Origin of the sequence: Hahella sp. KA22 (assembly GCF_004135205.1) — a bacterium.
GTDB lineage: Bacteria > Pseudomonadota > Gammaproteobacteria > Pseudomonadales > Oleiphilaceae > Hahella.
In genome coordinates this window covers 2019149-2038811 of sequence record NZ_CP035490.1, presented here as the reverse complement: position 1 = coordinate 2038811, position 19663 = coordinate 2019149, and the positions used below count along the sequence as shown (strand labels likewise).

24 protein-coding genes are annotated in these 19663 nt (G+C 52.5%); 13 read left to right on the top strand and 11 right to left on the bottom strand.

Going from position 1 to position 19663, the window contains the following annotated elements; genetic code table 11:
• Positions 1-8: 8 nt before the first annotated feature.
• Positions 9-770 carry a Nif3-like dinuclear metal center hexameric protein gene (locus EUZ85_RS09130; RefSeq protein WP_127969001.1) on the bottom strand — a complete coding sequence of 254 codons (762 nt, stop codon included), beginning with the start codon at positions 768-770 and terminating at the stop codon, positions 9-11.
• 66 nt (positions 771-836) lie between these two features.
• Between EUZ85_RS09130 and EUZ85_RS09125 the strand changes: the two genes are divergently transcribed.
• Complete coding sequence (locus EUZ85_RS09125; protein ID WP_127969000.1) at positions 837-1925, top strand: S1C family serine protease; 1089 nt, start codon at positions 837-839, stop codon at positions 1923-1925.
• A 7-nt stretch (positions 1926-1932) separates the two neighbouring features.
• On the opposite strand, the gene hisC is transcribed toward EUZ85_RS09125, so the two are convergent.
• The 10 genes from hisC to EUZ85_RS09075 all read right to left on the bottom strand — a co-directional run bounded on the left by hisC (position 1933) and on the right by EUZ85_RS09075 (position 10030).
• Positions 1933-3024 (bottom strand): histidinol-phosphate transaminase, encoded by a 1092-nt coding sequence (gene hisC / locus EUZ85_RS09120; protein ID WP_127968999.1) that lies wholly within the window; start codon positions 3022-3024, stop codon positions 1933-1935.
• A 4-nt stretch (positions 3025-3028) separates the two neighbouring features.
• The gene (gene hisD, locus EUZ85_RS09115) at positions 3029-4324 is read right to left on the bottom strand and encodes a histidinol dehydrogenase (RefSeq protein ID WP_206618030.1); all 1296 of its coding nucleotides are present in this window, start codon (positions 4322-4324) and stop codon (positions 3029-3031) included.
• A gap of 76 nt (positions 4325-4400) precedes the next feature.
• Positions 4401-5036, bottom strand: coding sequence for an ATP phosphoribosyltransferase (gene hisG, locus EUZ85_RS09110; RefSeq protein ID WP_127968997.1), 636 nt, complete (start codon positions 5034-5036; stop codon positions 4401-4403).
• A 29-nt stretch (positions 5037-5065) separates the two neighbouring features.
• On the bottom strand, positions 5066-6328 hold the full coding sequence (murA, locus tag EUZ85_RS09105; RefSeq protein WP_127968996.1) for a UDP-N-acetylglucosamine 1-carboxyvinyltransferase: 1263 nt from the start codon (positions 6326-6328) through the stop codon (positions 5066-5068).
• 26 nt (positions 6329-6354) lie between these two features.
• The gene (locus EUZ85_RS09100) at positions 6355-6597 is read right to left on the bottom strand and encodes a BolA family protein (RefSeq protein WP_127968995.1); all 243 of its coding nucleotides are present in this window, start codon (positions 6595-6597) and stop codon (positions 6355-6357) included.
• A gap of 324 nt (positions 6598-6921) precedes the next feature.
• The gene (locus EUZ85_RS09095; protein WP_127968994.1) at positions 6922-7254 is read right to left on the bottom strand and encodes a lipid asymmetry maintenance protein MlaB; all 333 of its coding nucleotides are present in this window, start codon (positions 7252-7254) and stop codon (positions 6922-6924) included.
• Positions 7254-7907, bottom strand: a complete 654-nt coding sequence (locus EUZ85_RS09090; protein WP_127968993.1) for a phospholipid-binding protein MlaC — start codon at positions 7905-7907, stop codon at positions 7254-7256. Before EUZ85_RS09090 ends, EUZ85_RS09095 begins: the two co-directional genes overlap by 1 nt.
• Positions 7908-7988: 81 nt before the next feature.
• A complete protein-coding gene (mlaD, locus tag EUZ85_RS09085; protein ID WP_127968992.1) occupies positions 7989-8438 on the bottom strand; it encodes an outer membrane lipid asymmetry maintenance protein MlaD in 450 nt (149 codons plus the stop codon).
• Between the two features lies 1 nt (position 8439).
• A complete protein-coding gene (mlaE, locus tag EUZ85_RS09080; protein ID WP_127968991.1) occupies positions 8440-9219 on the bottom strand; it encodes a lipid asymmetry maintenance ABC transporter permease subunit MlaE in 780 nt (259 codons plus the stop codon).
• Entirely contained in the window at positions 9191-10030 is an 840-nt protein-coding gene (locus EUZ85_RS09075) for an ATP-binding cassette domain-containing protein (RefSeq protein ID WP_127968990.1), read from the bottom strand. Before EUZ85_RS09075 ends, mlaE begins: the two co-directional genes overlap by 29 nt.
• Before the next feature lie 310 nt (positions 10031-10340).
• Here EUZ85_RS09075 and EUZ85_RS09070 point away from each other — a divergent pair, with 310 nt between their 5' ends.
• The 12 genes from EUZ85_RS09070 to yjgA all read left to right on the top strand — a co-directional run bounded on the left by EUZ85_RS09070 (position 10341) and on the right by yjgA (position 19657).
• Positions 10341-11318: an SIS domain-containing protein gene (locus EUZ85_RS09070; RefSeq protein WP_127968989.1), complete on the top strand. Its 978-nt coding sequence runs from the start codon at positions 10341-10343 to the stop codon at positions 11316-11318.
• Positions 11318-11854, top strand: a complete 537-nt coding sequence (locus EUZ85_RS09065; protein ID WP_127968988.1) for an HAD family hydrolase — start codon at positions 11318-11320, stop codon at positions 11852-11854. The genes EUZ85_RS09070 and EUZ85_RS09065 overlap by 1 nt, the downstream gene beginning before the upstream one ends.
• 4 nt (positions 11855-11858) lie before the next feature.
• Positions 11859-12437 carry an LPS export ABC transporter periplasmic protein LptC gene (gene lptC / locus EUZ85_RS09060; RefSeq protein WP_127968987.1) on the top strand — a complete coding sequence of 193 codons (579 nt, stop codon included), beginning with the start codon at positions 11859-11861 and terminating at the stop codon, positions 12435-12437.
• Entirely contained in the window at positions 12421-12945 is a 525-nt protein-coding gene (gene lptA / locus EUZ85_RS09055) for a lipopolysaccharide transport periplasmic protein LptA (protein WP_127968986.1), read from the top strand. The genes lptC and lptA overlap by 17 nt, the downstream gene beginning before the upstream one ends.
• On the top strand, positions 12942-13667 hold the full coding sequence (gene lptB, locus EUZ85_RS09050) for an LPS export ABC transporter ATP-binding protein (RefSeq protein ID WP_127968985.1): 726 nt from the start codon (positions 12942-12944) through the stop codon (positions 13665-13667). Before lptA ends, lptB begins: the two co-directional genes overlap by 4 nt.
• Before the next feature lie 122 nt (positions 13668-13789).
• Positions 13790-15286: an RNA polymerase factor sigma-54 gene (locus tag EUZ85_RS09045; RefSeq protein WP_127968984.1), complete on the top strand. Its 1497-nt coding sequence runs from the start codon at positions 13790-13792 to the stop codon at positions 15284-15286.
• Between the two features lie 115 nt (positions 15287-15401).
• On the top strand, positions 15402-15710 hold the full coding sequence (gene hpf / locus EUZ85_RS09040; protein ID WP_011399058.1) for a ribosome hibernation-promoting factor, HPF/YfiA family: 309 nt from the start codon (positions 15402-15404) through the stop codon (positions 15708-15710).
• Between the two features lie 6 nt (positions 15711-15716).
• Positions 15717-16181: a PTS IIA-like nitrogen regulatory protein PtsN gene (gene ptsN, locus EUZ85_RS09035; protein ID WP_127968983.1), complete on the top strand. Its 465-nt coding sequence runs from the start codon at positions 15717-15719 to the stop codon at positions 16179-16181.
• Between the two features lie 26 nt (positions 16182-16207).
• Complete coding sequence (gene rapZ / locus EUZ85_RS09030) at positions 16208-17068, top strand: RNase adapter RapZ (protein WP_127968982.1); 861 nt, start codon at positions 16208-16210, stop codon at positions 17066-17068.
• Between the two features lie 94 nt (positions 17069-17162).
• The gene (locus EUZ85_RS09025; protein WP_011399061.1) at positions 17163-17432 is read left to right on the top strand and encodes an HPr family phosphocarrier protein; all 270 of its coding nucleotides are present in this window, start codon (positions 17163-17165) and stop codon (positions 17430-17432) included.
• A gap of 237 nt (positions 17433-17669) precedes the next feature.
• A complete protein-coding gene (gene mgtE / locus EUZ85_RS09020; RefSeq protein WP_127968981.1) occupies positions 17670-19031 on the top strand; it encodes a magnesium transporter in 1362 nt (453 codons plus the stop codon).
• Between the two features lie 89 nt (positions 19032-19120).
• On the top strand, positions 19121-19657 hold the full coding sequence (gene yjgA, locus EUZ85_RS09015) for a ribosome biogenesis factor YjgA (RefSeq protein WP_127968980.1): 537 nt from the start codon (positions 19121-19123) through the stop codon (positions 19655-19657).
• Positions 19658-19663 lie beyond the last annotated feature (6 nt).

The following is a 19663-nucleotide window of genomic DNA, read 5'->3' as shown; positions in this document are numbered from 1 at the left end:
TAATCCGGTTAAACCGGGTTATCGCCATCGAAGAAACTCACTTCCACGTCTACGCTGTCAGCAAGCCCTTTACCAAGAGCCTGCACGCCATAACGCTCCGTAGCATGATGCCCGGCAGCGACATATACAATTCCCTGCTCTCGGGCGCTGTGCACAGTCTGCTCTGAAATCTCGCCACTTAGATAAACGTCCACCCCCATACTTACCGCCTGATCTATAAACCCTTGCGCCCCACCAGTACACCAGGCGACAGTGCTGACCTTTTGGTGTGGGTCATCATCAATAATCAAAGGCGCACGCTGTAAACGGTTGGCAAGATGTTCGGACAAGGCGCTGACAGTCATTGGCTGAGGCAAAGCGCCCCGCCATAACAACCCTTCCACATCCCCTGCTTTCACCCTGCTTTCAACGGTAAAGCCCAGGTGCGCCGCCAACGCAGCGTTATTGCCATAGTCAGGGTGAATGTCCAGCGGAAGGTGGTAAGCGATCAGGTTAATGTCGTGCTGTAACAGTTTGGCGATGCGCCTGCGCTTCATACCGACAATAGCCGCGCTTTCGCCTTTCCAGAAATAACCGTGGTGCACCAGCACCGCATCAGAGCCCTGCTCAATCGCAGCGTCCAGCAACTGCTCGCTGGCCGTAACGCCGCACAGTATTTTGCGAACGTTCTCGCGCCCTTCCACTTGCAAACCATTAGGGCAGTAATCCCTGATCCGGTCCGGTTGTAACCAGTTGTTCAGCAGTGTCATTATTGTTGAGATATCAGTCATGGCCTACTCCTCCATCGTTGCAGTTATGTTAACATTCCGCGCCAGTGCCGCCAAAGAACGAGAGAAATGAGACAGTTAGCAGCCTATGGAATCGCCGTGGCAATTGGTTTGTTAGCCGCTGGCGCTTATCTCTTTTTTATAAAGCATCCGACATCGCAGTCCCAGCCGGTATTGACTTCATTCGCCGACGCCGTTGAGCAGACGCTGCCTTCCGTTGTCAACATCTACAGCGAAGAGCCCAACCCCGCGCTATCCGACGCTATTTGGAAGAACCCTTTATTCTCCAACTATTCCAAGAATATTACGCCTCCTGAACCCACGCTAAGTAGACTGGGTTCCGGCGTCATTATCGATAAACAAGGGCATATCCTGACCAATTACCATGTGGTCAAATCCACGGAACTGATCAGGATCATGCTGTCCGACGGCCGGGAGACTCCCGCAGAAATTGTTGGCCTGGACAGTGAGGCTGACCTCGCCGTACTGAAACCCAAGCAGGACGGACTTCAGCCGATCCCGGTCAGCCAATCTCAACCCCGAGTGGGAGATATCGTACTGGCGATTGGCAACCCGTTTGGCGTTGGTCAGGCTGTAACGCAAGGCATCATCAGCGGCCTGGGGCGATCAAACCTGGGGCTGGCCACCTATGAGAACTACATTCAGACAGATGTCGCCATCAACCCGGGGAATTCCGGCGGCGCTTTGATTAACGCCAAAGGCGAACTGGTCGGCATCGTCACCGCGGTGTTCTCAACCACGGGCGGTTACCAGGGCATTAGCTTCGCCATTCCCGCACAGTCAGCCATGACGATAGCTCAGGACTTAATCCAATACGGGCGGGTGATTCGCGGATATCTGGGGGTGGAAATGCATGAGCTGGCGCGTCATGAAGCGGATTTTTTTGGCCTCACGGACACCAATGGATTACTGATAACAGGAGTCCAGCCAGACAGCCCTGGTAGTAAAGCAGGATTAGAAGCTGGCGATGTCCTCCTGATGATCAACGACATGCCTATGAGGACATCACAACAAGCCAGGGACTTTGTTTCACACAACAAGCCAGGGGATCAGATTAAGTTGACGGTGTTCAGGCGCGGTCAACCTGTAAATCTAACCGCCACCTTACAACAGCGCGCAGGCAATGAAGGGGATTAACCTGAGGCTATCCCCTTACCGCCTCCAAGGACTCTATTAGCGCTTTCAGCATTGCCTCATTTTCTTCGCGGCCGCCAACCGTCAAACGTAAGCATCCTGCGAGCTTGGGATGCCCGCCATCCAACAACTTAATCAAAACGCCGCGTTTTTTCATTTCGTTGAAGACAGACTTGGCCGACGGGTCCAAACGCACCAAAATAAAGTTCGCCTCGCTAGGGTAGACTGTCACGCCAGCCACCTCGCCAAGCTGGGCGTTCAACCAGCTGCGCTGCTCACGCAGCGCTTCTGTCTGCTTCACAAACTCTGGAAAATGCCGAATAGCCGTCAGTACCGCGTTTTGCGTCAGGCAGTTGATGTTGTACGGAAGGCGCACTTTATTCAGTTGTTCAATCCATTCCTGCGGGCCAAACAGCATACCGAAACGCAGCCCCGCCAACCCAACCTTCGAGAAGGTTCGCATTATCACAACATTGTCGTATTCGCTGGCCCAACTCATATAATCCGCGTCGGTAAAAGCCGTGTACGCCTCATCGATCACCACCAGCCCAGGGCTTGCTGCAACAATCTGACGCAGCGTTTCATCATCAAACAGATTGCCTGTTGGATTGTTAGGCTGAGCAATGAAAACCAGGGCGGGTTGATGACGCTTGATCGCGTCCAGCGTCGCCTGAGCATCTATCTGGAATTCGTCATTCAGCGGAACGCCCACATACTCCGCGCCTATGAATGTGGCAATCATCTTATACATGACAAAGCTGGGCTCAACGGAAAGTATTGTCCGCCCTGGCCCAGCGACCGCCATAGCGAGAATCTGGATGATCTCGTCCGAGCCGTTGCCGAACAGCATATCCACAGCATCAGGCAGGCTATAGAGCTCCCTTAACGCCGCTCTGATGGCGCCAGCGTCAGGATCTGGATAGCGATTAATAGCCGCATCGCGCAAATCCGCACCTAGTTCGGCCTTTAGCGCAGCGGGAAAGTCGAAAGGATTTTCCATTGCATCCAGTTTGATCAGGCCTGCGGCATCCGCAACGTGATAGGCGGAAAGCGCCTGGACTTCAGGGCGCACCCACTGGGTAATTCTGTCTTTAACGGACATAAGCCTATTCCTCGACTATCCGATACTCTGCGGATCGGGCGTGGGCGGTCAGCCCCTCGCCACGTGCAAGCACCGAAGCAATGCGCCCGGCGTCAGAGGCGCCGCGACTGGAAAAATTGATCAGGGAAGAACGCTTCTGGAAATCATACACACCCAAAGGGCTTGAGAAGCGTGCGGTGCCCGACGTCGGCAATACATGGTTCGGCCCAGCGCAATAGTCCCCTAATGCCTCCGCCGTATAACGCCCCATAAATATGGCGCCGGCATGCCTGATATCAGGTAATAACGCATCAGGATCAGCAACCGAAAGCTCCAAGTGTTCCGGCGCGATAAGGTTAACCACATCAACAGCATCTTTAAGATCAGCGACTTTAATAAAAGCCCCCCGCTCTTTTAAAGACACAGAAATAATATCCTTACGCTCCATACCCGGCAGCAGCTTCTCGATTGAGGCTTTCACCGCAAACAGGCAGTCCGCGTCAGGAGAAATGAGAATCGCCTGCGCATCCTGATCGTGCTCCGCCTGAGAGAACAGGTCCATAGCAATCCAGTCTGGGTCCGTACCACCATCGCAGATCACGCAGATTTCCGAAGGGCCGGCGATCATGTCGATGCCAACGGTTCCGAACACCATACGTTTCGCCATGGCCACGTATATATTGCCGGGACCGACAATTTTATCGACCTTGGGAACTGTTTCCGTGCCGTACGCCAGCGCCGCTACGGCCTGCGCGCCGCCAACGGTAAACACCCGATCAACGCCTGCTACCGCCGCAGCAGCCAGCACCAATTCGTTCACTTCGCCACGCGGCGTCGGTACGGTCATAATAATGGAGCCGACCCCCGCTACTTTAGCGGGAATCGCATTCATCAGCACTGAAGATGGATAAGCGGCCTTGCCGCCTGGAACATAGATGCCGACGCGATCCAAGGGAACAACTTGCTGCCCTAAGACTGTTCCATCTTCCTCTTGATAGGTCCAGGAAGGCTGAGCCTGCTTTTCATGGTAACGACGAATGCGCTCGGCGGCGCTTTCCAGCGCGCCTTTCAACTCAGGACTAATGGAGGCGAGCGCCTGTTGCAGGCGATGATGCGGGACTTCCAAAGCGCTCATTGAGGTTGCATTCATATGATCAAAGCGATTTGTATATTCCAGCACCGCTTCATCACCACGAACGCGCACATCTTTCAGCACGCTCTCCACAACGCGATTCACTTCCGCGCTATCGTCTTCCTGAAAAGCCAGCAAAGCTTCCAGCTGCGACTTAAAATCCGCCTGACTGCTATCTAATTCACGCATATCTGCAGTTCGCCTCATCCGCTACTTCATTAGTGTTCGCCCACACCACCCTCAGCTCAAGCAAGGGCTCATCAAATTACTCTGCGCCCACCGCCTGCGCCAGTTTCTCGAGTATTGGCTGCAAACTGGCGTGTTTCATTTTCATTGAGGCGCTATTGGCAATCAGCCTGGAGCTGATATCGCATATCTTCTCGCGCGGCTCCAGCCCATTGGCCACAAGGGTATTGCCTGTATCGACAATATCTACAATTTCATCCGCCAGCCCCATCAGCGGCGCCAGTTCCATACCGCCATACAACTTAATGATGTCGGCCTGGATACCTTTACCCGCGTAATAACGCTTGGCGATATTGACGAACTTGGTCGCCACTTTGATACGTCCCGATTTAGGCGTTGCGCCCTTCATCGCCGCCGTCATCAAACGACAGGTGGCGATTTTGAGGTCTAACGGCTCATAGAGGCCATCATAGCCGTGCTCCATCAGCACATCCTTACCCGCCACGCCCAAATCAGCCACGCCATGCTGCACGTAAGTTGGAACATCTGTGGCGCGCAACACAACCAGCCGCACATTGGGCTGGTTGGTGGTGAAGATCAGTTTGCGGCTTTTCTTGATATCGTCTTCCGGCTCAATACCGGCCGCCGCCAACAGCGGCAATGTGTCGTCCAGGATACGCCCCTTGGACAGGGCGATGGTGATGATCGCACTCATTACAGGATTCCGGATATTGGTGAATTGCTTCAGCCCGGCAGCCGACGAATCTTCGCGCCTAACAACTGCATTTTTTCTTCAATACACTCATAACCACGGTCGATATGATAAATGCGGTCTACAAGGGTATCCCCTTCCGCCACCAATCCGGCGATGACCAAGCTGGCGGAAGCGCGTAAGTCCGTCGCCATTACCGGAGCGCCGGTCAAAGACTCCACGCCCTCAACGATAGCAGTATTGCCTTCGAGCTTGATCTTCGCGCCCATGCGGCGCAGCTCCTGCACGTGCATGAAACGGTTTTCAAATACGGTTTCAACAATGGCGCCCGTACCTTCCGCTACGGTGTTCATTGCAACGAACTGCGCCTGCATATCCGTTGGGAAAGCGGGATAGGGAGCGGTGCGCAAGCTAACAGCTTTCGGCCGGGCCCCTTTCATATCCAGCTCTATCCAGTCTGGGCCAGTGCTGATATGTGCGCCGGCTTCATCCAGCTTCAACAGGACCGCTTCCAAAATGTCTTCGCGAGTGTCTTTCACTCTGATCCGACCGCGGGTCGCTGCGGCGGCGACCAGATAAGTCCCTGTCTCGACTCGATCCGGCAATACGTTGTAACGGCAACCATGCAGACGCGGCACACCGTTAATTTCAATAGTTGAAGAGCCATGGCCGCGAATATCAGCGCCCATTGCAATCAAACACTCGGCAAGGTCAATGACCTCAGGCTCACGTGCGGCGTTTTCAATAACTGTTTTACCATCCGCCAGCGTCGCCGCCATCAAAAGGTTCTCCGTGCCGGTCACCGTCACGGTATCCATGTAGATATGCGCGCCTTTCAGACGACCATTGGTTTTTGCTTTGATATAGCCGGCTTCGACCAGAATATCAGCGCCCATGGCCTCCAAACCGCGAATGTGCAAATCAACAGGTCTGCTGCCGATGGCGCAACCGCCAGGCAAGGAAACTTCGGCCTCGCCAAAGTGAGCCAGCATCGGCCCCAGCACCAGAATGGAAGCCCGCATGGTCTTTACCAGCTCATAAGGCGCAGTCAAATGCTTGATGGTATTGGCGTGCACTTCCACGCACATTTTTTCGTCGATCATCAACTCAACGCCCATGCGGCCCAACAGCTCAATCATGGTGGTGATGTCGTTAAGGTGCGGCAGGTTGCCTATGGTGACGGGCTCGTCCGCCAACAGTGTCGCAGCAAGGATTGGCAATGCGGAGTTTTTCGCACCGGAGATACGAATATCCCCATTAAGCGGCTTGCTACCGCCGATCAATAATTTGTCCATTAAACTTACCTGGGTTGGAAAACGAATTATTTATTCGCGGCGGCCCACTCATCGGGAGTGTATGTTTTGATAGAAACAGCGTGTACGGTGCCGTCAGCGATCAGATCATGGATGCAGCTGTACACCGCTTGCTGTTTTTTGACGGGAGAAAGGCCGGCGAAACGCTCACCGACGGCAACAACCTGATAATGATAGCCATCACCTTCTACACGGACTTCACAGTCGGACAGCTTTTCTTGCAAAATTTCTTGCAATGCTTCGGGTTGCATGCGCCCACTCCTCGTTATTCGTTGGCTGAACTAAACGAGACATTTTACCCCAAGCAGGGGCCAGGCCCAAGTTATGGATTGGAAACAATTTGCAGCGACCGCCGCAAATTGTTTTTTTTGAAGGGATATTTATTTATTAACATGGCAATGATATTGGCATGTTAATCACCAGGCGCATGGACGCGCCTGCGCGGCGACAAGCCGCGGGAGACAGGGCCTGACATGTGCAGGCCCTGTCGTTGCAGACAAATAGAAGGAAGCTATTTGTCTGCCTGATTAGTTGCAGACAAATAGAAGGAAGCTATTTGTCTGCCTGATTAATAGCTAGACTGCCTCATCCGCCAATGGCAAAACAGTTTCCACTCCGCTAACCCGCGCAATATCGAACATTTTACCGGTCAAACCCGAAACGCTGACATTCAGGCCTTTTGCTTCCGCCGCCGCAACCAGGCGCAGCAGCAATGATATCAGCACACTTTGCGCATTTTCGACGAGAGAGACATCTATGCGCAGCGGGGAGGTCGCATCCGCAGCTTGCACCGCCTTTTCGCCCTCGGCCAACAAGTCAGCCACATTAGAGAGATCAACCGTCCCCGAAATACTGAGCGCCATCTCTTTGGATTGCGCATCCTTAGCGCAGGTCAATCTCGCAGACATTATTTCGCCTCGCCAGTCAATTCACCTTCTTCAATCCGACTGGACCAGCTATCTACGACCTTGGTGATATCGCCATTGTGCACGTTAACTTGCTGCTCAAAGCGGTCCTTGAATGCAAGCCCTATATTCACGCCATTAACGATGACATTTTCCAGCAACCATTTATTATCGCGATTCTTATACATTGAATAGATAACCGGATACTTGTTGCCAGACGCGGAGATCACTTCCAAATCCACGCTTGCGCGCCCTTCATCTCTTGGATTGATGGTCGCAGCCAATACGTTGACTTTGAACTCGCCACTCTCCACTAGCGCTTTGCCATAAGCATCAAACAGACTCTTTTTGAATACTCCGACAAACTTTTCTTTCAGCTCATCACTGGCTTCTCTGCGATAACGCCCCATGACCCGCGCGGCAATCCGCTCAAAATCAACCAAATTTTGAAGCGCGCCTTCCATCACCCCATAAAACTTTTGCGGGTTCTCATAATAAGTCTGCTTTTCTGACTGCAATTTTGTAACCAGCATTTTGGTGCTGTCCTGCACCACACTCATCACTTCCTGCTGCGCGTTGGCCTGCGCCACAACTGCAAACGCCACCATCGCCATGGCTGCGAACATGCGCCCAATATTCTTCACTGTTAACATCATGTTAATTGCCTAACTATTTCTTTGCCTGACTAGTACTAACCCAAATTCACAACTTCATTTTGAATTCAGAGATACAGCGACTTACTTACTGGTTGCAAAGTCACTTATCAGCTTCTCTAAATTAAGCGCCCCCTGCGTGCTGTAAAAGAAGTCCCCTTCCTTTAGGGCTTCCTCGTCTCCGCCAATGGAGACATTGATATACTTCTCTCCCAAAAGGCCTGCAGTACTAATAACTGCGACACTATCCGCACTTAGATAGTTCACATCCGCATCAATATCCATTTCCACTACAGCCTTGGACGACTTGGGATCCAGCGAAATACTGTTGACGCGCCCAATCGTGACGCCGGACAAGGACACTTTACCCCGCACTCTCAGCCCGCCCACATCAGTAAATTCCGCATACAACTTGTAGGTATCCTGCGTTGGACTCAGTGACAACCCGCTTACTTCCAGCGCCAATAGGAACAACGCCCCAATGCCGGCGACAATGAACGCCCCTACAGATATCTCCAGCGTACGAATCCGCATATTAAAAATCTCCAAACATTACGGCGGTCAAAAGAAAATCCAATCCCAGCACAGCTAACGATGAGTAAACGACTGTCTTGGTGGTCGCGGAGCTGATGCCCTCAGAAGTAGGGACAGAATCATACCCCTGAAACACGGCGATCCAGGTACACACGACGCCAAACACAATGCTCTTGATAATCCCATTGAGGATGTCATCGGAAAAGTCCACGGACGCCTGCATATTGCTCCAAAAGGAACCTTCATAGACGCCCAGCCATTCTACTCCCACCATTTTGCCGCCCCAGACGCCCACCACGCTAAATATCATGGCCAACATCGGCATAGCGATAAACCCGGCAAGCAGTCGCGGCGCAATGATCTGCCGCAATGGGTCAACCCCCATCATTTCAAGGCTGGACAATTGCTCAGTCGCCTTCATTAACCCGATTTCCGCAGTCAGCGCAGAGCCGGCGCGTCCAGCAAATAATAACGCGGTTACTACCGGCCCCAACTCGCGCACCAGCGTCAGAGCGATCATCTGGCCAATGGCCTGCTCTGAACCATAGTCCACCAAAATATTGTAGCCCTGCAGGCCAAGCACCATGCCGATGAACAGCCCACTAACGACAATAATCACCAGCGAGAGGACGCCTACGGAGTAAAGCTGCTTGAGTAATAGCGGCAAACCTTTCATACGTGGAGCGCCCATTAGCGACCCCACCAAGAATATTCCCGCCCGACCTAAGGAGCCGAGCGAAAGCAGGCCGTTTCTACCAAGCCTTTGCAGAAAATCCAGCATCCTGGTCTCCTCGTAACAAATCCTCCGCATAGTCTGTCGCGGGAAAATGGAAAGGCACGGGTCCATCCGGCAAACCATTGAGAAACTGCTTGACGAAAGCATTCCCGCTGGAACGCAATTCTTGTGGACTACCCTGCCCCATCACCTTACCGTCGGCGACAATGCAAAGGTGGTCAGTAATACTCAATGACTCCTGAATATCATGAGACACGACCACACTGGTCAGCCCCAACGCATCATTGAGCAAGCGAATCAGCTGGACAATAACCCCCATAGCAATAGGGTCCTGGCCGGTAAAAGGCTCATCATACATAACCATTTCCGGGTCCATAGAGATAGCCCGCGCCAAAGCCACGCGACGAGCCATACCGCCAGACAATTCGCTTGGCATCAATTCACGCGCGCCGCGCAGCCCCACTGCATGCAGCTTCATCAACACCAAATCACGAATCATTGCCTCCGGTAGCTGAGTGTGAATCCGCAAGGGAAATGCGACGTTCTCAAAGACATTGATATCCGAAAAGAGCGCGCCAGATTGAAACAACATCCCCATGCTCTCGCGCAATTCATATAACTCTTTGCGCTTCAACTTCGGCACATTAAAGCCGTTCACCCAGATGTCGCCTTTGTCGGGCTTCAATTGGCCGCCGATCAGTTTAAGTAGAGTGGTCTTACCCGTACCGCTGGGCCCCATGATGGTGGTGACCTTGCCTTTGGGTATATCGATGTCTACGTTATCGTAGATAAGCCTGTCGCCTCTGGCGAAGGTAAGCCCCCTGACTTCCACGTAATTGGAGGGGTTTTGCGTCATCTAAAATCACCTTAATCGCCCAGCCCGCGTAAACGCTCCCTTCCTGGAAGCATTAAGTATCCTAAAAACATAACCTTACGGCGGCTTTAGCGTTTCTGCCAAAAATAGCCTAAACAGCTGCGGAATATATCAGAAGATGTTTTAACTGCCCACATCTTTCCCGGCAAGTTGCAGCAGTCCCCGAGCGTCGTATAATACGCAGGCCTCGCCGAACGCCACTTTTTCGCAAGACTGTTTAAACAAGGCGGCGCAGAAGCATTACCGCGACGCAATATCCGCCACTGCCAACGCCATTAGGAACGCCAGATTAATGAGCCATCACGACCACGAATACATAAAGGCCGCAAGACGCACCATAGAAATGGAGATTCAGGCGGTTCAGGCGCTCAGCAGCCGGATTGACGATGCGTTTGTTAAGGCCTGCGACCTGATGCTGAACTGCAAAGGGCGCGTGGTGGTTACCGGGATGGGCAAGTCAGGTCACATAGGCAATAAAATTGCCGCCACCCTTGCGTCCACGGGTACGCCGTCGTTTTTTCTTCACCCCGGTGAAGCCAGCCACGGCGACCTCGGCATGGTCACCCCCGACGACCTTGTATTGGCGATATCCAACTCAGGCAACACGGCGGAAATTGTCACCATACTCCCCCTTTTGAAAAGAATGGGAGTCCCATTGATCAGCATGACCGGCAAGCCGGACTCTACTCTTTCTCAGATTGCAGAAGCTAACATTGACGCCAGCGTTGCCACAGAGGCCTGCCCTCTGGGACTCGCCCCCACCTCCAGCACCACGGTTTGCCTGGTGTTAGGAGACGCTTTGGCGATTGCGCTGCTGGAGGCGCGTGGTTTTACAGCAGAGGACTTTGCATTCTCTCACCCTGGGGGAGCTCTGGGCCGCAGGCTATTGCTGAAAATTTCCGACATCATGCATTCTGGCGATGCAGTCCCGGTAGTAAAAAGTGGAGCATCTTTGAGTGAGTCGCTCCTGCAAATGTCGCAGAAAGGCCTGGGCATGACTTGTATCGTCGACGCAGACGACAAGCTTCTCGGCGTGTTTACTGACGGCGATTTACGCCGCACTCTAGATAAAAACATTGACATTCGGAGCTGCGCCATTGATACGGTTATGACGGCAAACTGCAAGACTGTCACCAAAGACATGCTCGCCGCTGAAGCTCTAGGGTTGATGCAGGAGAAAAAGATCAACGCGCTGCCTGTCGTCGATGCTGACAGAAAAGTCATTGGCGCTTTCAATACCCAGGACATGCTACGCGCAGGAGTCATTTAATGTCGCCAACTTTGACCGAACAACAAATGCGAGCTTTGCAACCGATTAAGCTCTTAGCGCTGGACGTAGACGGCGTTCTGACAGACGGGACTCTTTACTTCGGCGAATCTGGAGAGCAATTCAAACCCTTCTCCATACTCGACGGTCTTGGCGTCAAGCAATTGCAAAAAGCGGGAGTAACCGTCGCCATTATTACTGGTCGTAAGTCAGCCATGGTCGCCAAAAGAGCTGGCGACCTGGGCATTTTAGAGTTACTGCAAGGCCGCGAAGACAAGCTTGTCGGGCTCAATGAGATTCGTAGCAAGCTTGGTTTAGAGTTGGATGAATGCGCCTATGTCGGCGACGACCTGCCCGATCTGGCGGCCATTCGCAGCTGCGGATTTGGCGTTACCGTGCCGAACGGTCACTGGTTTGTCCGTCAGCACGCCACTTACTGCACCGCAACCCAGGGCGGCAAAGGCGCGGTCAGAGAGGTATGCGATATGATTCTGGCGGCAAAAGGCCTGCTCCACACCTCCTTGGAAGCCTACCTATAACTTCATGACAGAACTGTTCAGACAATACAGCAAATGGCTCTACGCGGCTTTGGCGGCGCTTTTGGTTATTTATCTGGTCGCCTATCAGGACGAAGCCAGCGTCCCGTTCTTCGAGGAAGAACCGCTCCTGAAAGACGAACCTGACGCATTTGTCATCAACGCGGTTTACACCACCTACAACAAAGAGGGCGCACTCACCAGCCGCCTGCAAAGCCAGCTGGCGAAGCACTATCCTGATACAGACACCGGCGTACTCACGCGCCCCAATCTGGAGATCTTCCAGCAAGGGGAGAAAAGCTGGCATGTGGAGTCCCTGGAAGGCGAGCTGCTGATCAAGCAGGACACCCTGAAACTGCGTGGGGACGTGGAAGTAAATGGCGCTTCCAACGACGGGGCGCCAATTCTCATGCAAACGCAAGCGCTCGACTACAACAACAAGTCGCGCTTTATCAGCACCGATCAACCCGTTAAGATAACTTCAAATATCAATCAGTTAACCGCTGTCGGAATGGAGGCGGACATTGATAAAAAGCTTATTGTATTACTTTCTCAGGTAACCGGCGTTTATGCACAACCCAAGTAAACTATTCACCGCGGCGCTGTTATTGAGCCTTATGTTCGCCCCGCTTAGCCATGCTTTGGATCTTCTTAACGGCAGTGACGAACCAGTGCGCATCAAAGCGGGACGTTGGGAGAGAGATGGCCAAAAAGGCATCGACACCTATATCGGCAATGTCGTCATTACCCAAGGCAAATCCAGCATTGAGGCGGACAAAGTCATTTTATACACCGACGACAATGGCATCAGCCGCTTCCAGGCGACCGGCAAACCCGCTCATTTAGTGCAGTTTGACCAAGAAAAACAAACTGAAACCCACGCTTACGCAGAAAGCATGGATTATGACCGCAGCCAGAGTAAAGTCGTTATGCGTAACCATGCGCGCATTCTTCAGGACAATAGCTCAGTGGAAGGCGAAGAAATTATTTATTTCACAGACAAGCGTTTAGTCACGGCAAAGGGAGCCTCATCGGGCAATCAAACCGAGCAGGTTGAAATTATCTATCATCCGCCCAAATCTAATAAACAATGAGCACTCTCACCGCCAGAAACCTGGCCAAGGCCTACAAGAAACGGCCCGTAGTAAAAGATGTGTCCGTTGAAATCCGCAGCGGCGAAATCGTGGGCCTCCTCGGCCCTAACGGCGCAGGAAAGACCACCTGTTTCTATATGGTGGTAGGACTGATCCCCAGCGACAAAGGCAGCGTATTTATTGACGAAACGGAAATCACCGGCCTGCCAATGCATGGGAGAGCGCGCAAGGGCATTGGCTATCTGCCGCAGGAAGCATCGGTCTTCAGAAAGCTGTCAGTAGAGGACAATATCTACGCCATTCTTGAGACCAGAGCAGATCTCAGCCGCAAGGAGCGTAAGCTTAAGATGGAGGAGCTGCTGCAGGAATTTCACATCACCCATATTCGTAAAAGCCTGGGCATGAGCCTCTCAGGCGGCGAGCGTCGACGCGTGGAAATTGCTCGCGCGCTGGCTACGGAGCCCAAGTTTGTTTTACTGGACGAACCTTTCGCCGGGGTGGACCCTATTTCCGTCAATGATATCAAGCAGATTATCGAGCATCTCAAAAAGCGCGGCATCGGCGTTTTAATTACAGACCATAATGTGCGCGAGACCTTGGATATTTGTGAACGCGCCTATATTGTCAGTGAAGGATTTATTATCGCAAGCGGCGCCCCAAGTGATATCCTTGCCAACCCAAAGGTTCGAGAGGTCTATCTGGGTGACCAGTTCAAACTTTAGTTTAACCGGCGGCCTCCATCCAAGATGGACCCCAAGGCTCAAGAGCTTAGGATTAAAGCACCTAATAACTATGAAAAACTCACAAGATCTGTGCCTGAATCGGTGGTAAGCATCAGATGGTTATGAAAACTTCATTGCAGTTAAAGCTGGGTCAACAGCTGACCATGACCCCGCAACTGCAACAAGCAATAAAACTTTTGCAGCTTTCAACACTGGATTTACAGCAGGAGATTCAACAAGCGCTTGAGTCCAACCCCATGCTGGAAGTGTCTGAAGAAGACGAATCTCCCAACCACGTTCAGAACGATACGATCAGCGACATGCTCGCTAATAACTCCAGCAAGGAGCGAACGCAAGAGTCGGGCATGGATGAAGGAGGATTCGCTGAAGAGGACAACTGGTCCGATTCTATTCCGAACGACCTCCCCGTCGATACCGCCTGGGATGATGTCTTCCAGAGCGGATCAAGCAGCTACAGCGGCGGCGAAGATGACGAGTACGACTTCGAATCCCGCAATAGCAAAGGCGAAACCCTGCAAGACCACCTTCTCTGGCAACTGAACCTTACCCCCATGTCCGACATTGACCGCATGATCGCTGTTGCGATAATCGATGCAGTCAATACCGACGGCTATCTCTCACTCACTCCTGACGAAATTCATGGCGGACTGCAAACTGAGGGGGAAGAGGAAATTGAGCTGGACGAAGTACGCGCCGTCTTAAAACGCGTGCAGCAGTTCGATCCTCCAGGAGTCGCCACCTGCAACTTACAGGACTGCCTGCTGAGCCAGTTGAACCAACTGCCTAAAGACACCCCCTGGCTTGGACAGGCCAAGCTGGTGGTCAGCCACTATATCAATCTGCTTGGCAACCGTGACTACGCCCAGTTGATGCGCCGCAGCCGTCTAAAAGAAGACGATCTGCGGGAAGTGCTCAAACTGATTCAAAGCTTGAACCCAAGGCCAGGCGAAGGCATTCAGGAAAGCAATACCGAATACGTGGTTCCTGACGTTATCGTCAAAAAAGCCAACGGCCGCTGGCTGGTGGAACTGAACCCTGAAATCGCCCCGAAGATCCGCATCAACCCTGGCTATGCAGGCCTGGTGAGACGGGCGGACAACAGCTCAGATAACACTTATTTGCGCGACCAGTTACAGGAAGCCCGCTGGTTTATCAAAAGCTTGCAAAGCCGTAATGAAACTCTGTTGAAAGTCGCCTCACAAATCGTCGAACATCAGCAAGGATTCCTTGAGTACGGCGAAGAGGCGATGAAGCCACTGGTGCTGCACGATATTGCGGAGGCGGTGGAGATGCATGAGTCAACGATTTCCCGGGTGACCACCCAGAAATACATGCACACTCCTCGCGGCGTATTTGAGCTGAAGTACTTTTTCTCCAGCCATGTCAGCACAGATACGGGTGGCGAGTGTTCTTCGACCGCTATTAGAGCTATTATCAAGAAGTTAGTCGCGGCGGAATCACCAAAGAAACCATTGAGCGACAGCAAAATTGCTGCGCTGCTTGGCGAACAGGGCATCAACGTCGCCCGTCGCACGATCGCAAAGTACCGGGAGGCGCTTTCCATTCCGCCTTCCAATGAACGTAAGCGGTTAATTTAAAAGGAGGAATGCAGGCATAAGACTTAAATCAAATAGTCACAAATTGGATGTGCTAGTATTTTTCATGGAAGTGCAAAATTCATAATGCACCGTATATTGGCATTAGGAGCAAAGTATGCAAATGAACATCACCGGACATCAAGTCGAGTTAACTGAAGCACTGAAAGACTACGTTAACAACAAGTTCGACAAGCTCGAACGACACTTCGACAGTATCAGTAATGTCCAAGTTACGCTCTCCATTCAAAAACAGCGTCAGATTGCGGAAGCAACCATGCACATAAGCGGCGCTGACCTGCATGCCAATGCTGAACACGAAGATATGTACGCGTCAATTGACGCACTGGTGGACAAATTAGACCGCCAGATCCTCAAACACAAAGAGAAGCACGTTGATCGGATGCACGGCGCATCCGCCAGATAACAGAACATGGCCCAAACCACACTAACTATTGAGTCAATTATCTCGCCCGCCCTCACACGCTGTGGGGTGTCGGGCTCGAGTAAGAAGCGCGTTCTCGAATATATCGCCAATCTGATTGCGCAACATTTTCCGTTTTTGGACGAGAACGCCATTTTTACCAACCTGATATGCCGTGAAAGACTCGGCAGCACTGGTATCGGCCAGGGTATCGCGATACCCCATTGCCGCTTGGAGAACTGCGACCGCATCATAGGGGCCTTGCTTACGCTCAAGGACAAAATCCCTTTTGACGCCATAGACAACGAACCCGTGGACCTGCTGTTCGTTCTGATCGTGCCTCAAGAGGCCACCAGCGAACACTTGGACCTACTGAGCCAGCTGGCCCAGAAATTCAATGACCGTCGCTTCTGCGAACACCTGCGCGACTGTGACAACGACGAAACCCTGTTCAGGAGGGTGCTGGAGAAATAATCCAGCTTCGATGGAAAGAGGAAGACATGAAGCTGATTATCGTAAGCGGTCGTTCAGGCTCCGGAAAAAGTACGGCGCTCCATGTTCTGGAGGATATGGGCTATTACTGCATCGATAACCTGCCTATCGGTCTCCTCTCGCCTCTCACCCAAGAGGTGCTGGACCAGGGAAAGACCCAGAATCAGCAACTCGCCGTCAGCATAGACGCCCGAAATCTTTATAGGGATTTATCGGATTTCCCGTCGATTTACGCCACTCTGCAAGCGCACAATATTGATGTGGAAATCATCTATCTTGACGCTAATGACGCCACCTTGATCAAACGTTTTCATGCAACGCGTCGCAAGCACCCGCTCAGCAGCAAAAGCACATCGCTGAAAGAAGCCATCGCCAAAGAGAAACAGCTGCTGGAGCCGATCGCCACTCTGGCGAACCTATATATAGACACCAGTGATCTCTCCATTTACCAGCTAAGGGATCAGGTGAAGATCAGGGTTATCGGGCACAAAACCCAGGAACTGGCCCTGCTCTTCCAGTCGTTCGGCTTCAAGCATGGCGTGCCGTCGGATTCCGACATGGTGTTTGACGTGCGCTGCCTTCCTAACCCTTACTGGGACACCGCACTGCGCGGCTACAAAGGCACAGATCAGGAAATCATCGAATTCCTGAAGCAGCATCCGGAACCGGAACAGATGCTGCAGCACATTATCAGCTTTCTTGAGACCTGGATTCCGCACTTCCAGAACAGTAATCGCACCTATATGACAATCAGCATCGGCTGTACTGGCGGGCAACACCGCTCGGTCTATATCTGCGAGTGCCTGGGAGAGCATTTCAAGAAAAAATATGATAATGTCCAAGTGCGCCACAAAGAGCTGGCGCAATAAGGTTTTAACAATAAGAAGCCACTGTCGCTTAACAATTAAACCGGCCTGAATCCAACATTCGGGAAACTTCAAACTTTTATACTCATCGCGCCCCATGATCCAGGAACAAGTCACTATTATTAATAAGCTTGGCCTGCACGCCCGAGCGGCGGCCAAATTCGTGTCCACCAGCGGCCGATTCGCCAGTAAGATCAGAGTAGCCAAAGAAGGCCAGGAAGTTGACGGAAAAAGTATAATGGCGGTCATGATGCTCGCCGCCAGCAAGGGAACGCTTCTTACGCTGAAAATAGAAGGTCCGGATGAAGAGGAAGCTTTTCACGCCATCAAGGCTCTGATCGAGGACTATTTCGGAGAGGGTGAGTAACCCTACCGCTTTAGGGGCGCTTCGCCCCATCCCTTCCAAGCATGCCAAACAATACAAACCGCTTGAATAAAGTAAGACAATTCCCTGATTTTCCTTAGACTATTTTTCGTCTTAACTTACACTTTATAGTGGGCTCGCTTATACTGGCGCCACAACGGCGCAGAGCCCGTCTCTGTATTTTATCCGGCAAATTCCTCGCTGCCCGTTGCGGGCCGCCCTAAACGCGGATGTAAGTCTATGTCTCAAGCGACCGAAAAAAGCACTGCCAAGGTCCGTATGCGCTCCATTGCGGAAGCGCTGGAAAGCGGTTCTTTGCAGCAGGTCGCGCGCATCCTGAATGGCGGCCTCTCCCCCAGCGACATCGCCCACTTGCTGGAATCATCTCCGCCCAATGAGCGGAAGTTACTCTGGCAGTTAGTCGATGACGAACTGGATGGCGAAGTTCTTCAGTATCTGAGCGATGAAATCCGTTCCGACTTCCTGAGCGAGATGAATGCCCAGGACGTTATCGAGATCGCCGAAGACTTCGAAGTCGACGACCTCGCCGACTTGTTACAGCAATTACCGGAAGCCGTCATCCAGGAAGTCCTGGAGACCATGGACGCCCAGGACCGCCAACGTCTGGAAGAAGTCCTGGCCTATCCCGAGGACTCCGCCGGCGGTCTGATGAACACGGACATGATCACCGTGCGCCCGGACATAACCGTCGATGTTGTGCTTCGCTATTTGCGCAGCCACAAAAGTCTGCCCAACATGACCGACAGCTTGCTGGTGGTGAACCGAAAAGATGATTTTATCGGCGTACTCCCTGTCACTACGCTATTGGTGTCCAGCCTTAGCTCAACCGTGCGTGAGATCATGCGCACGGATGTGGAGCCGATTCCTGCGACTGTTGCCGATAAAGAAGTCGCCACCCTGTTCGAACGCCACGATTTGGTTTCAGCGCCGGTCGTCAACGATAAGGGCAAGCTTGTAGGCCGTATCACCATCGATGACGTGGTTGACGTTATCCGTGAAAACGCCGATCACGAAATCTTGAGTATGGCGGGTCTGGACGAAGAGGAAGATATGTTCGCCCCCATCATGAAGACGGCTAAAAGTCGCGCCGTCTGGCTGGGGATAAATCTGATCACCGCGTTTCTCGCTTCTGCGGTCATTGGCATTTTTGAAGCGACCATTGCAAAAGTAGTCGCTCTGGCCGTATTGATGCCCATTGTCGCAAGCATGGGCGGCATCGCAGGCAGCCAGGCGCTCACACTGGTAATCAGAGGGATGGCCACGGGCAAGGTCAGCTCAAGTAACATTCGCTGGCTGATGAACCGTGAGTTTCTGGTGGGAGCCTTCAACGGCTTACTCTGGGCTTTCGTGGTGGCGACCGCCGCTATGGTCTGGTTCAACGACGTCACTATTGGCGTCCTGATCGCCTCAGCGATGCTAATCAATCTGACCGTCGCAGCTATCGCCGGCACCGCTTTACCTCTGATACTAAAAACCCTGAAAATAGACCCCGCTCTGGCCGGAGGCGTCATCCTGACAACAGTTACGGACGTGGTTGGGTTTATGTCATTTCTGGGACTCGCCACAATCGCCTACGCCTGACTAGGCGCAAGGCGAATGCCTGTCTATTCTTATCTTACTTGAGCGCTGTGTTACCATTTTAGTTTCCGAGAGTTGATTCGAGCATTTCAATGAGCCATTCACATCACGACGACGATTTAGAAGACGATTATTACGACGAAGAGGATCTGCCCCCCAGTAAATCCAGCCGCAAACGGGCGATGGAGGCGCTGCAACAGCTAGGGAAGAGATTGACGGAACTTAAAGCAGACCAACTCAGCCAGCTTTCACTGACTGACCGACTGCTGGATGCGATCCACACCTATAACAAAATCGGCAGCCACGAAGCCAAACGCCGTCAGCTGCAATTTATCGGCAAGTTGATGCGGGATGTGGACGAGGAGGAGCTTCGCTCATTTCTCGACAAGTTCGACCAAGGCTCCGTACAACAGGCTGCGGAGCATCATCGCCTGGAGCGCTGGCGGGAGTCCCTGATTTCAGAAGGGGATCAAGCGGTGACTGAATTTATGAATCAGTATCCGAACACCGAGGCGCAACACCTGCGACAGCTAATCCGCGCAGCGCAAAAAGACATTACGGAAAACAAGAATCGCGGCGCCGCCAAAAAGCTGTATCGCTACTTAAAAGAGGTTGTCGACGACGCCTGATTGCAG

Bases quoted from the DNA above. Each gene is read 5' to 3' on its own strand.
- lptA (WP_127968986.1), top strand. From the start codon at position 12,421: ATGCACAACCCAAGTAAACTATTCACCGCGGCGCTGTTATTGAGCCTT.
- EUZ85_RS09100 (WP_127968995.1), bottom strand. From the start codon at position 6,597: ATGCAACCCGAAGCATTGCAAGAAATTTTGCAAGAAAAGCTGTCCGAC.
- EUZ85_RS09065 (WP_127968988.1), top strand. From the start codon at position 11,318: ATGTCGCCAACTTTGACCGAACAACAAATGCGAGCTTTGCAACCGATT.
- mgtE (WP_127968981.1), top strand. From the start codon at position 17,670: ATGTCTCAAGCGACCGAAAAAAGCACTGCCAAGGTCCGTATGCGCTCC.
- EUZ85_RS09130 (WP_127969001.1), bottom strand. From the start codon at position 770: ATGACTGATATCTCAACAATAATGACACTGCTGAACAACTGGTTACAA.
- EUZ85_RS09045 (WP_127968984.1), top strand. From the start codon at position 13,790: ATGAAAACTTCATTGCAGTTAAAGCTGGGTCAACAGCTGACCATGACC.
- hisG (WP_127968997.1), bottom strand. From the start codon at position 5,036: ATGAGTGCGATCATCACCATCGCCCTGTCCAAGGGGCGTATCCTGGAC.
- EUZ85_RS09075 (WP_127968990.1), bottom strand. From the start codon at position 10,030: ATGACGCAAAACCCCTCCAATTACGTGGAAGTCAGGGGGCTTACCTTC.
- rapZ (WP_127968982.1), top strand. From the start codon at position 16,208: ATGAAGCTGATTATCGTAAGCGGTCGTTCAGGCTCCGGAAAAAGTACG.
- mlaE (WP_127968991.1), bottom strand. From the start codon at position 9,219: ATGCTGGATTTTCTGCAAAGGCTTGGTAGAAACGGCCTGCTTTCGCTC.
- yjgA (WP_127968980.1), top strand. From the start codon at position 19,121: ATGAGCCATTCACATCACGACGACGATTTAGAAGACGATTATTACGAC.
- lptC (WP_127968987.1), top strand. From the start codon at position 11,859: ATGACAGAACTGTTCAGACAATACAGCAAATGGCTCTACGCGGCTTTG.
- hisC (WP_127968999.1), bottom strand. From the start codon at position 3,024: ATGTCCGTTAAAGACAGAATTACCCAGTGGGTGCGCCCTGAAGTCCAG.
- EUZ85_RS09070 (WP_127968989.1), top strand. From the start codon at position 10,341: ATGAGCCATCACGACCACGAATACATAAAGGCCGCAAGACGCACCATA.
- ptsN (WP_127968983.1), top strand. From the start codon at position 15,717: ATGGCCCAAACCACACTAACTATTGAGTCAATTATCTCGCCCGCCCTC.
- mlaD (WP_127968992.1), bottom strand. From the start codon at position 8,438: ATGCGGATTCGTACGCTGGAGATATCTGTAGGGGCGTTCATTGTCGCC.
- EUZ85_RS09095 (WP_127968994.1), bottom strand. From the start codon at position 7,254: ATGTCTGCGAGATTGACCTGCGCTAAGGATGCGCAATCCAAAGAGATG.
- hisD (WP_206618030.1), bottom strand. From the start codon at position 4,324: ATGCGTGAATTAGATAGCAGTCAGGCGGATTTTAAGTCGCAGCTGGAA.
- EUZ85_RS09025 (WP_011399061.1), top strand. From the start codon at position 17,163: ATGATCCAGGAACAAGTCACTATTATTAATAAGCTTGGCCTGCACGCC.
- hpf (WP_011399058.1), top strand. From the start codon at position 15,402: ATGCAAATGAACATCACCGGACATCAAGTCGAGTTAACTGAAGCACTG.
- lptB (WP_127968985.1), top strand. From the start codon at position 12,942: ATGAGCACTCTCACCGCCAGAAACCTGGCCAAGGCCTACAAGAAACGG.
- EUZ85_RS09125 (WP_127969000.1), top strand. From the start codon at position 837: ATGAGACAGTTAGCAGCCTATGGAATCGCCGTGGCAATTGGTTTGTTA.
- EUZ85_RS09090 (WP_127968993.1), bottom strand. From the start codon at position 7,907: ATGATGTTAACAGTGAAGAATATTGGGCGCATGTTCGCAGCCATGGCG.
- murA (WP_127968996.1), bottom strand. From the start codon at position 6,328: ATGGACAAATTATTGATCGGCGGTAGCAAGCCGCTTAATGGGGATATT.